Annotated in this window: 3 protein-coding genes; all 3 read right to left on the reverse strand. The window is 62.5% G+C overall.

Annotation, left to right across the window (positions count from 1 at the left end; genetic code table 11):
• Window positions 1-664: 664 nt before the first annotated feature.
• Window positions 665-7,273, reverse strand: coding sequence for a polymorphic toxin-type HINT domain-containing protein (locus ACH34W_RS35815; RefSeq protein WP_395965594.1), 6,609 nt, complete (start codon window positions 7,271-7,273; stop codon window positions 665-667).
• Between the two features lie 542 nt (window positions 7,274-7,815).
• Entirely contained in the window at window positions 7,816-11,448 is a 3,633-nt protein-coding gene (locus ACH34W_RS35820) for a LamG domain-containing protein (RefSeq protein WP_395965595.1), read from the reverse strand.
• Between the two features lie 511 nt (window positions 11,449-11,959).
• Window positions 11,960-13,000 carry a glycoside hydrolase family 43 protein gene (locus ACH34W_RS35825; protein ID WP_395965596.1) on the reverse strand — a complete coding sequence of 347 codons (1,041 nt, stop codon included), beginning with the start codon at window positions 12,998-13,000 and terminating at the stop codon, window positions 11,960-11,962.
• Between the last annotated feature and the right edge of the window lie 18 nt (window positions 13,001-13,018).

Raw genomic sequence — 13,018 nt, forward strand, 5'->3', positions numbered from 1 at the left:
CAGGAATGTGGCCATGCATGAACGCCTTTCACTCTCGGATGCGTTCTGAATCTCACGGTCCAGGACATTAACTACTCAGAAACTCGCCCGACCGACATTAGAGCCCCCGCCCTGCACCACTCGATTGCAAGTTTCCTACTCTTGCCCTCTTCCATATATGAAACCATGTCACACAAAGCCTCAAGACCCATCCTTACTCTGGAGAGCCAACGCAGGCTTCGGAGCATAGATTCGTCATCAACGCCTGAGGGTCGGACTTGCACAACTTCCCGACAGTTCTCGACGAACTTCTCCGGAGAGCCCCCCAGCCGACCGAGCATCCATGCAAGTATCCGTTCCGGATCTCGAGAATTATTCCCCTCATTTACGCCGTGATATTTAATTGCGGCTGCACATGCAATCATGCGGCGGTGAAATGTCTCCTCTATGCCGAGCGCTCCACTCGCATTAGCGGCATCAAGAGACTCGACGAGAAGGTCCGACCACTGATCTGCGTCAACTGCTCCAACTTCGGCACTAAGGTGGTGCGAATTACATACCGAGATAACGGCACTCCACCAGCCAGCCCCAGCAGAGGACAAATCGTTCCGACGCAATATATTGGCCATCTCATGCGCCGACCGAATTTGCCCCAACTCGTCCGCACTCGGCAAAGTAGACATCACTACCCCCCTCCAAACACCGACGAAATGTAGTCAATTCCAGCACGCTCGAAAGCAGCCTCACCTATTGGCAGGGTTTCCGCGCCTGGCATGAAATGGCCGCTGTGATTATTAATGAATGCTGGAAAACCTTCCATAAAGGTACCGGATCCCGCTGCGCGAACTCTAGCCCCGAGCCCCGCAAGAACCGTGTGAGCGATCTCCGCCCGAGGCCATCCACCTGACCCGCCGCCAGCAAAGGCAGGCATCACCTTGAGGTCGTCATCCATGGTGACGGCCCACTTGAAATCAGACGCTCCGCCAATAGCTTCCTTCAGACCGCTCATCCCGGCACCTTCCCCAAGAGTCACAGGCTTGACTCCTCGATCGGCCGCCGTCTTCAACTCAATCTTCTGAATCTCAATTGATCTTTGGTTAGGGAGCCCGGGCCCACAGTCGTTGTGGACGAGGAGTTTGGCATCAGTGACGTAGTAGTTGTGGGTGTTTTCGACTTCGAAGTTGTAGACGGTGGTGTTGGTTTGCAGGGCGCCGACGGCGGCGATGGTGGCGGTGCGACCGTTGGCTTGGAGGAGCTTGTCGCCCACGGCCAGGTTACGCGCGTGGGTCCAGCCCTTGCCGTTGACCCAGATGCGGTGGTCGGGGGTGACCTTGATGTGCTGGCCGGCGACCTTGAGGGTGATGAGTCGGTCGGTCTTCTTTTGAAAGAGTCGGACGACGCGTTGGAGGGTGAGTTTGCCGGTGGCGGTGTCGCGGGACCAGACACGGTCGCCGACCTTGATCTTCTCGATCGGTTTGCTGCCGTGTTCGGTGGCGATCTTGGTGCCGGCGACGAAACATTCGGCTTCGGTCAGGGTCTTGGTCGGTGTTGTTCGGCGTAGGGCGTTGACAGCCCGTTTGATGAGGCCAGGTGCTTTGGTAGCGGCCCGGACGCCTCCGGTCGCGCCGGCGCTGGGAAGTGGAACGCCGGTCACTTCGCCGATGACCTTGGCGACCTTGTAGGTCTTGGAGTTGGTGTCTCCGCCGAGAGGGACGTGGACGGGGGCGGGCTGTTGGCTGGTCTTGGCTACGATCTGGCAGCCAGCTGAGCTGCCTGCGGCGCAGGGGCCGATGGCGCCGAGTCCCATCATGGCGCGGCTGAGGTTGGTGATGCCTTCGGTGGCGCTGGTGATGGCGCCGTCGACCCAGCCGTTGAAGGCGTTGACGCCGTGGCCAATGATGCCCTTTTGCCACCAGTTCTTGTTGGCCGGCGGGTTAGTTCCGCCTCCGCCTCCGCCCGGGCTTGGGGGGTCTGGGTTTGTGCCTGTAGACGGTTTCTTGCATTTGCCGTGGAATCGGCATTGGGCTTCGTTGGGTTCGTCTGCCCTCAAGCCCGTCGGGTCGCTGAAGGTGATGGGGCTGTTGTTGGCGTAGGAGTAGCCGTTCCAGCTTTGGGGGTTGGAGGCGTCGAAGATGGGGTCGACGGTGGTGAAGCGGCCGGTGTTGGGGTCATATTCGCGGGCGCCTAGGTGGGTGAGGCCTGTGGTGTCTTTGGTGCCGCCGACAAAGCCCTTGTCCAGGGAGGTGGGCCAGGTGCCGGTGGTGCTGCGTTCTTGGCCGAAGGGTGTGGTGCGGCGCTGGGTGAGTTTCTGGTCGGCGGCGCCGATGGTGAGGAGGCTGGTGCCTTGGTGGTCGGGGGCAAGGAAGGTCACGCCGGCACTGGTGCGGGTGGCGATCGTGTTCCCGCCATATGAGTAGTAGCGGGTCGCGGTGGGCGTGGTGGCGCCCGCGGCGAGTTTGACCTCCATGCCTGGGAGGTAGAGCGTGACGCCGGTGGAGTCACGCTTGATCAGGCGGCCGCCTTCGGTGCCGTAGACGAAGGTGCTGGTGTCCTTTGCCTTGCCGGTCTCCTCCTGGGTGATGGAGGAGATCTCGCCTTCGGTGTCGTAGTCGAAGGTTTGAGTGCGGGATTTCGGTGTGCCGTTGTCGGTGTAGGCAATGTTGCGGGTGGCGGTGTTGCCTACTTGGTCGTAGGTGAAGGTCTCCCTGCCGGTGGCGCCGGTGTAGGGGCTGGTGCCGCTCTGGACGACGTTCGCGAGCTGGTGTCCGTTGTAGCCGGTGACTCCGGGCTCTCCGGCGTAGGCATAGGCGCGGGTTGCTGTTTGGGCCGTGCCGACGGCGTCCTTGAAGTACTGCTTCTCGCCCTTGCGACTGCCGTCGGTGGCGTAGGTGTAGGTGGCGCGGTAGGGAGCGGGGCCACCGATCGTGGGGGTGGTGGAGGTGTCGGTGGGGCAGTTGCCTGCGTCCTGCGACCAGGCGTCGGTGAGTCGCCGGAGGTGGTCGTAGCGGAAGCATTGGGTGTCTTGGCCCGCCGCGGATATGTCGGCGACCTGCAGGATGTTGCCGGCGTCGTCGTACTTGTAGGTGGCGTCACGGTCCGACAGTGTTGGGATGTCCTGGCGGGTGACGCGGAAGCGTGAGGTGCGCTGGGTAACGACCTCGTACTCGTAGGACAGCCAGGTCTTCTTGGCGCCGGTGGTCAGCTCGTACTGCAGCGGTTTGCCGGTCGGGGTGTAGAGGCTGTCGGTGACGTAGCTGGACAGGTTGCTGTCGAGCGTCTCCGGCAGCGCGAGGAGATCGTTGCTGTAGCCGAAGGTGACCGCTTCCCCGGGCAGATCACCGGCGGCGGGCATGCCGGTGGACTTGGGGGTGCCGTCGGCGTTGAAGGTGCTGGTGAAGGTGAAGCTGGTGCCGACACCTTCGGATGCGGGGATGGTGAGCGTGGTGCCGGTCGGGCGATACAGGTTGTCGTAGCCAGCCACGGTGGTGGTGTAGTCGGCGATGTTGCCGTTGCGGTCCTTGGCCTTACGTGTGCTGGAGGTCAGCTGGCCCTTGGCAACCGTGTCGTAGACGTTGCTGGTCAGAACGCTTCCTGCACCATCGGTGGTGCTGGTGACGCGGTTGAGGACGTCGTAGTTGGTGATGACCTTCTGGTCGCGGGCGTCGGTGACGCTGGTGAGCCGGTCAAGGTCGTCGTAGCTGTATTTGGTGGTGCCCTTGTCCGGGTCGTCGGTACGGGTCTTGCGGCCTACCTGGTCGTAGTAGGTGGTCCAGGTCTTGCCGGAGCCGCCGGTCTTGCTGTTCACCGGCCCGGTGAGCGTCTTGAGTTGTCCGCCGGGTGCGTAGGTATAGCGCGTGATGTCGTAGTCGTCGCCGGTCGGAGTGCTCGCGTGGTACTGCCGCTGCTCGGTGAGCTGGCCTCGGGCGTCGCTGATGCTGATGGTGGGGGTGCCGCCCTTGGGCGGAGTCACGCTCACCCGATCGCCTTCGTAGTCGTAGATGGTGGCCCACATCTGCGCGCCGTCACCACCACCGTTGATCAACGCTTCCTTGGTGACCCGGCCAAGCCCGTCATAGACGTATTTGGTCTGAGTCTCGGTGGCGCCGGGCGAGGTGACACCCCACAAGACCGGGCTGGGCGCGCCCTTTTCGTAGTAAGGCGCGTAGACACGTTCGGCCTTGCCGACGTTGTTATAGAGCGTCTCAGCGACGATCTTGTTGCCGCCCGGACCGTGGCCCTGGGTCTGGCGGGGACGTAGGAGGCCGTCATACAGCTGGTAGGTCGGCGGCTTCTGGGCTCCCGTCGCGGTCAGGTTCTTGGTGCCGATCGCAATGATCTTGCCCTCTTCAACCTGGTACGTGTACTCCAGGTTGGGAGACAGGCCGCGTGCCTTAGGGCGGTCCGGGAACCACACCTTGACCAGCCTGCCCAGAGCGTCATAGACGGTGTCGGTGCGCTTGAGCGCGGGGTCGACTCGGGTGAGCGGCTTGCCTGACGCGGTGTCGTAGTCCGTGACAGTGACGTGCGCGCTGTCGGCGTCATCCGCCTTCGTTCGCGGGCTGGTCACCGTGGTTCGGGTCGTGAGGCCTTGAGGGTCCTCGTAGGACGTTCTAGTGGTGTTTCCCTTGGCGTCGGTCACCTCGGTCTGACGCCCGTACAGGTCGTCGTACTTGGTGGCAGTGACCCTCTTGTATGTGGGTGTGGTGCCGTCGTGCGAGGTCAGACGTTCAGTCAGTGTCACGCTGCCCTTGGTCGGCGCGACATTCCAGCCCTTCTCGTCGTAGGAGGTACGGACGTCGGAGATGACGTGGCCTGGTTGCCCGTCGGGCTTGGTGGCTCTGCTGGGCGTGGTGGAGCACTTGACCGCAACGGTCTCCACACGGTTGGGGAAGGACAGCAGCCAGTCGCCGGTGTTGTCCTTGTAGGTCGTGCGAGTGCAGCGGTCGTCGGTAGCAGTGGAAACGTCACCTAGGTCTTCTGACATGGTGACGCGGCCGATCGGGGTGTCGGTGCCACCGTTGCCGTTCACATCGAAGGTGTTGTTCACGCGGGTCTCGCGCCAGCCGCCACCGCCGACCGCGGTGAAAGCTCGGGTGCTGGAGACTCCCGACAGGTTGGCGGTCACCGTGCCCCATGAGCGGGTACGGGACGCCGTCTGGTGGTTCCAGGGCGTGCGGACGCTCTTGGCGGCGACAGCTCCGCCGGGACGCTCGTAGTTGACGGTGCGGTATTCGAAGCCGGCGTAGACGTTGTGGTCGATGATGGTGCCGCCCTCACCGTCATCGATTTTGACGATCCGGCCTAGGTCGGTGTCCGGGACGGCGCGGTCGGCGTCCATGCCGCGCAGGAAGAAATGGTCGCTTTGCGTGCGCGGGTCATTCCATCCGCCAGTACGGATTTGGACGTGCCCGTAGCCGCGCCACTGCGACCAGGTCTTGTACTTCTCCTTGGTCAGGCCGTCGTCATCATCGAAATGCCAGGCCGCACCGCCCTTGTAGTCATAGGTGGTGACTACGTTGGGAGCCAGTCCGGTGCGGTCGGTCGTTTGGACGTTGTCGACCACGTACTTGTGAAACCAGTCGATCTTAGGGTCCTCGCCGCCGTTATGGACCCAGTACACCGGGAAACATCGTTTGGTGTTCGTGTGCGGTGTCGGCAGGTTGTCGGCGTTGCATTCGGCGGTCTTGTAGGTGATGGCGGTCTGGCCGCCGGACTCATCGGAGACTCCGACCAGCCGGTACTTGATGAACGGACCAGTGTTGTCGCCAGCCTTGTCCACCCGATTGGGACTGTCGTGGTAGGCCAAGGTCACCTTCGGCAACGTCACCGACGGAGTCGCCGCAAGACCGGTGTGCTGGATCGTCTCCAGCAACAGCGACCGTTCAGGGTCGGCGTCCCCCCACTTGTGCCCGAGCTTCCAGTTGTCGACGTTGCGCCAGCCCATGCCGTTGTCTTCGATCACCTTGGTGGTGATGTTCAGCAGGCGGTAGCGAGACCAGAATGTCGGCGCCAGGGTGCCGTGGTCGTCCTTGCATTCTTGACCGGACTTGCAGTTCAGGTCCCACGGCGTGTCCTGCCACTGTGCGCGCTGTGCATCGATCTTGTCGGGGTCACAGTTGAACGAAGCGTTGGGCAGGCAACGCTCGGCCACCTCGAACTCCACTGCGGCCGGTACGCGAGAGGCCCACAGATTGTCCTTACGCAGGCCATACTCCACCCGCGACAGGTAGCCGCCGCGGACATACGGGGTTTCATCGCTGGCCTTGAGGTTGCGGCCGTAGTGGTTGGTTTCCTTGGCGTAGTAGTAGGTGATGGCGTTACCGTCACGGTCAACGACGTAGTCAAGGTTCCAGCGATAGGCCTGCGGACACGACGAGTCCTTGAACGCCGCCGCGTGGCATGGCTCGGTGGAGTTGTTCCCGAAGACCGGCGCAGTCCAGGCCGAGTTGGTCACCGGATTGCCTGATGTCCAACCTTCAAGCTTGTGCTTGCCAAAGAAGTACTGCGTCCCGTCGGTCGTAGTGACCTTCCAGTACTCGTTGTCATCATCGCCATTGTCGGTATTGGCATCCGTGCCTGTGAGACGCTCGACGCGTGTGCCGTCATCGTTCTTGAGCCGGTACTTGCCACCGCCAGCCGGGATCAGTTCCCCTGAGTGGCCATTGAGGCTGAGAGTGGCGTTGTCGTACCCCCAACACTGGTCTGCAGGCGCGACTCCCCATTCGTCCTTGGGAGCACCGTCGTCCTCACAGGACTTGTAACCCCGCTGTACGTACCCCGGCCACAGCTCGAACCCATCGCCAGCCCAGGATGACTGGTTGTTCGAATTGGCCGTCCGGCCGTCGATGCCTCCGGAGTTGTAGCTCAACGCCAAATCAGGCTGTAGGCCACCCGGTACTGGCGGAACCCGCAACGGATATGACCAAGTGAAGTCACCGGTGTTGGTAGAGACATTGCCGCTCGAGGACGGCGACAACGACGTGGCATTGTAGTCGCCCTGGCTGCTCGAGGCACCTGCGGTCACCGCCAGAACCGTTGCCTGCCCTGCGGATGCGGATGAGCCCCTGGATGCCACATCGATTTCACCAATGAGCCTCTTTGACTCGGTGTCGTTTCTAGTCGGCACAGGCTTGTGCGAACGGCACTCCGGTTTATCCGGAGTCACCAGCGCACAAGCCGGCAATTGAACGAGCCGCAACCTCGACGCGTAAGCCCCTCCCGCGGCGTGCGCGAACTTCGAGTAGTCGAGGTGAAGGGCCACCTTGCCGGCCTGTGTCTGATCGGTGGGCGCCACGGTCAGAAGTAGAGTGCTCACCCCTGCTCGCTGAGCGGCCGCACGGTCCGCTAGTCGGACTCGGACCTTGCCTGGAATCTCAACACGCTTTTTTTGAACGGCGCGCTGCTGCCGACCCGGAGGAGCAACCCACACGGGAAGGGAACCAACTCGCACCGGCTGAGTGCCGCTAGCCGGAACCTCTACCTCTGCGCCTCCGGGTTCAGGCCACGTTGGAACAGGCAGCGGCCTCGTGGTGAAGGCCTCAGGACTGGTCTTGCGGGGCCGCACCTTCAGCTTCTCAGCCTCGGCGAGTTTCTCGTGATGAGTGACCTTGGGACGATCACCTCCGCGGGGGTCTGCCTGCGCGGGTACCACCGACAGCAATCCGGTTCCGAGCGTGACCGTCATTATGACGGCGATACGCCGCCTCAGTCTGCTCGCACCGCAGAGCACCATTCGACCGCTCACGCAGCCCTCCAAGACCGCCGCCCCGCCACTGCGAGGCGCCTTTAACACGACCGACAGGGGAGATCAGGCTGAACGCTGAGAGCTAGCCGACATCAAGGGGCATCTTCGAGTCTGAATTCGACGCCGCTGTGCAGCTGGCCGATCTGGTCCTCCAAGAGTGCGCCTTGATAAACCCACACATCATCGACCAGGCCAGCGAACGGTTGACCGAACGTCCCGTTCCTGAGCGCTCGACCGATCTGCAGCTTGCCGTCGGCGTTGAAGCTGCTCACGCCTTCGCGCACCGACTCCACCGCGCCACCGAGAAGCCCGTTGACGTACAACTTCATCGTTCGGGTCGGCGCGTCGTAGACCAAAGCGAGATGGTCAGGTGTGCTGGCAGAACCTTCACACACACTGCATTTGTCATGGTCGACGGTCTTCATATCTGCATCAGAGGTGTCTTTGTCCGGCACCTCGATCTGCCAACCACCCAAGCCGTTGTACGCGGTGGGCGCATAGCGCACCGTGAATCCGCTGTTCACATTTCCTGCTTGGGAGAAGACCGCAGCGTTGGCCCCGGGCACTCCGGCCGGAGTGGCCCAACCTGCGATCGTGAAGCTCCGATCCGTCTCAAGCACCGGTCCGGACGTCTCGCCATATCCCCCTTGAGGAAGGCTCAAGCATCCCGGTCCAACGACCCTGGTCGTGCAGGAAACGCTCGTTGCGATTGCGGCGCCACCTTGGAGAGTCAGTCCGTGGCCTCCCGTGTCGTCGGGCACCGTACCTCCCGCAGAATCGAGCCGCCAACGCGCCGACACCGTTCCGTAGTAAAGGTCTTCAGCCTCGCTCGCCGAAACCGCGCGCGTCAGCACCTTCACTTCGTCAATCTCACCCGGGAAGAAGTCAACCGAGCCGCCGTTATACTTCGTGCGTCCGATGGTGAATGGTCCTGCACCACCGGTGGACCATTGCGTTTCCGGGGCGGTCTGGGTCTGCTGAAGCTTGCCGTCCACGTAAAGGCTGACATTTTTAGCCGACGCGTCGTAGACACCCACCAGATGCGTCCACCTACCCAAGGTAGGTGCATCATTGGACAGTGCCCGAGCGACAGAATTGCCCTGGTAGTCCCCGCCGGTGATCGCGAACTTCCAACGATTGTCCACCTGCGAGTACTGCAAATAGAACGGCGTAATCACTGCGCCGTCCTGTCCAAGGACGGTGGCGAAGGCGCCGTTATTCTCGAGTTTCGCCCATGCCGAGACCGAATAGCTCTTCACAGGATTGATGAGCGGCTTATCGGTCTGCGCGTAACCTACGGTGCCCGGATCGGCATCGCGATTGAGACGGAGAGCGGTCCCACGCTTGCCCACCGCGCCTGTGGACACATCCGCACCTTGCACAGCTGCCGAGAAGGCATTGGCATCCTGGTCGTTTACCAGCTGCCTGGCTCCAGCAGCGTCGTCCAACCTCCAGTAGGCCGCCGCTGGGGGCTCCTCCTTCACACGGAAGACGTAGTAGTAGCTGGCGCTAAGACGGTTCGCACCATCCTTCGCGGTCACCACGAGGACCTTTTCACCGCCCGAGGTAGGGCTCAACGGAAGTTCCACGCTTCCGTCGGCCGCCGCCGCGATGGTCCTCGGCGCAGCCCAGTCGGTGAACGTCACTACGTAGGACTTCGGTATATCCCAAGCCGGCGTGCCCGGGGCCGCTGCCAACTTGAACCTCCCCGGCACCCCGGCACCACCGTTCCAAAGCGTGTTCGTGGGATACTCCGAGTAAACTCCGTCAAGTGAAGTCACCTGCGGCTTGGCGGGCGCATTAGTATCAATGACAAAGTTGCACCAGTGTTCTTCCCGGGGTGTATCCGGGTTGGGCACGTCGCTCCACGGACTCATTCCCTGCCAGGTGTTCGTGACATTCCCACCACTGTCGCGACGGAAGTCATGGGCGGCAATCCGCCAACGGATCTGCTTATTAGCGGCCGGCTCCGCCTGGGCCATATTGAACTCGAACCGCGTTGGATTATCAAAATTCTCGTTTTCCCATGCGACATTCGTCTTCCACCCGCCCGCCGGACTTGAGAATCCGAGATTCGGGTCGATGTACTCGAGCTCGAGTTCGCCCTGCAGCTTCTCTGTGTCATTCGGGTCCGTCAGGCCGGCCCTCAGCATAGGTACCTTGTTCACGATCAGCGGAGCGTCAATGGGCTGGCAGGGGCCACCATCCGTTGTCAGGTGAGCTTGGCGCGGCTGATGCGGAGGCAGGTTGAATTGCACTTGAAGGTAGGCATAGTTGTCGAAGCGCTTCCAATTCTGGAAGGTACTTTCACTCTTGGCCTTCAGCCCAAATACCACCTGGGAGGATCCAGCGAGTGAACTGCGATGTACATAGTCCGTCACCGCTGCCGAATCGAACCTCACTGTGTTCGCATTAGCTGCCGGAGACCCGTAGTTTGTACTCTTTTCCTGAAGCATCCTGTCCCAGAATTTTCCGTCTCCGAAAGAATCCTGGCCACCCCAGGTAGTGGAAGCGCTGTAGTTCTTCGTCGCCCATGTCTGGACGGCAGTCATGTCACCGTCATAGTTGAGAGTCTGCTTCACCTGGAGGGCAGCAGTGATGACGTTCTGCCCCTTGAAGATCTTCGTTGGGAAGCGATAGAAGATCCGCTTCCTAAGGCCACTGCCACACGACGCCATATTGACGCCGGAACTGTGGCAATAACCCACGCCTTCCGTATCCCAGCTGGCGTCCAGCCCACCCCGGTCGGACACCATTGCATATCCGTAGCCAGAAGAAGATGGGTTGACAGTCTTGAAGACAGGGTCGATGACGACCGGGAACTCGGTGGCTACGCTAGAAAGAAGCTTTAGGTCAGGTTTGAGGGACAAGGTCCCATCAGCGACCGTCGCTTTTACCGGCGATACTCTGGCCCCGTCGTTCGGTCCAGCCAACAAGTCGTTCTGTCCGCCTGTAGTAGAGCGTGCCGCAGCAGGAGTCGGCTGACCAGCGGAGTCCCACATCGTCGGGGCATCGGCCTCGAAGAGCTCATTCCCGCTCCCCCGATCCTCCACGCGGACACCGCCATCCTTGGCGGAACGCAGTTTGATCTTGGAGCCTCCAACCGCGAGCCGCACGTCCGCCAGCTTCGGATTGCGCGCAGCATCTGGTGTACGTACGACCAAGAAATGCGAGATTCCGTCGGGCAGGACTCGGACAGCGAGGTCGATTCCTTCGCTGACAGCATTGACATAAGTCGCCGTGTCGCCTGCCACGGTCGGCGCCGGCAACTCACCGGGGAGTGTCAGTGAAAACTCGCGCCCCGCCCGCGATACACGAACAAAGGCGCCCTTACCACCCCCCGAAACAATGACACCTACCGTGGATGCCGAGGGCTCCCATCGCCCGTCTGCCATCTTGCGCAAGCGCGTGTCGACCGGAACAAACTTGTTTCCCTTGCGGGTTTGGAAGGGAACTCCAGAGAGTGTCGCGGTGAATGTTCCATCAGCAGAGGCCACAACGTTGCGACGTTCATCTGCCAGCGACAACACTTGAACGGGCTTCTTCGCGCGCTGTGCTTCCTGCGCCGCATCCTGCGGGGACAGGGCAATCCCATCCGTCGCGCTTGCCGGTTCGGCAATTGCTTGGTCACGCCCTGCAATAGCTGGCGCTCCGAGCAGAGGAATGGTTAGGACGACGGGCAACAGTCCGGCCAGCAATCCACGTCGAGCACGCGAAGGGGCCACGAGAGACTCCAAAAGCCACAGGGTCGGGGGAACCATACGCTGCGGCCGCATAAGCCCAACATAAAGGCCATGGCTTCAGCGGCTTGATCTTGCCTCAACAAGCGGTCAGAGATCAAGACACAAGTGGAGTAAACCTTCGAGGGCCGTCGCGCGTCTCCATCACCGGACAATTAGGTCACGTGGCAGTTCTGTTCATTCGGCCGAGGAATGAACAGAACGGTCGGATCTGCCATGACGTCTCGCGGGCGGGGGCACACGTGGCAGCACGAGGCGAGACGCCCCTCAGCCAGTGGAGCGGCCCAAGCAGCAGGACCTGAGCCATCCCGGAATATGACGGCGTGGCGGGGGGCTGTGTGCATACGCGGGGCGCGCAGGTCGACGTACGCGTCACGCGTGCGGGACTCCGGGCTAGAGGCCGTGGGGCGGCCCGGGATCATCGCCTACGCGCGAGTTTGCGGCCGGCTCCAGTTGGAAATCTCCGGCTACCCCTCCGAGAAAAGATCAGAGCGGGTCAGCGGACGTAGGGGTGGCCGCTCTTGGTCCAGCCGAGGCCGGTGACGTACATGCCGCGCGTGAGCTTCGGGGGGTGCGGCGAGGGGTCCGGCTTGGGCGGCGGGCCGGGGAGGATCGCGCCGTGGAACACGATGCTCCAGACGCCGGCGCCGCCCCACAGCGCGTCTGCGCCACCTGGCCCGTTCACCTTCCGGCCGAAGCCGCCGGTGGTCATGAGCGGCTTGGCGGCTTTCTTGTACGGGCCGCCAAGCTTCGAGGCCACCGCGTAGCGCGTTTGATAGTTGTCCTTGCTGAACACCCCGGCGGAGTAGAACAGCACATACTTGCCGTTGCGGTAGACCAGGTCGGGAGCTTCGACCGTGTACGGCTCGTTGGTCTGGGTCAGGATCACCTTGGCCTTGCCGACGCGGCTGAGGCCGTTGGAGCTCACCCTCTGGATCGCCAGGAACGAACGCTTGCCGTACTTGTTGTAGCCGACCTTGTAGAGGACGTAGTTGCGGCCACCCTGCGAGAAGCTGCCCGCATCGATGATCTCCGGGAGCACCCCGGGATGCGTGGCGCCCGCCGGCGGGTCGCACACCAACGGCCGGGCGGCGGGCGTGAACGGGCCGAGCGGCGAGGGTGCCAGCGCGGTGCCGAGGCAGTGCCGGCCGGTCGACCGGTTCAGGGCCGTGTAGTAGAGGACGAACTTGCCGTCCTTGCGCCGCATCACGTCCGGAGCCCACGTACGTCCCGCCTTGGCCCACGCACCGAGCACGGGCAGCCCGTCGGCCCGCTGCTTCCACGGACCGCGCAGGGACGGCGCGGTGGCGACGGGCATGTTCTTGCCACGGGTGTTCGTCGCGTACGCGTAGTAGGTCTTGCCGACCTTGATGACGTCCGGATCCGCGAAGTTGACCGGGATGACGAGCTTGGGAGCTGCGACCGCCGCCTGCGCGGGAGCTGCCACCGGCGCCGCGGCCCGCCCGGCCTCGTCGCTGGTCACCGCCCACGCCGCCGTGCCGCCCACCGCGAGCGCCGCGGCGCCGGCCACAGACATGATCAACCGTCGTCTCAT

The organism is Actinomadura sp. 6N118 (assembly GCF_044326415.1).
Taxonomy (GTDB): domain Bacteria; phylum Actinomycetota; class Actinomycetes; order Streptosporangiales; family Streptosporangiaceae; genus Spirillospora.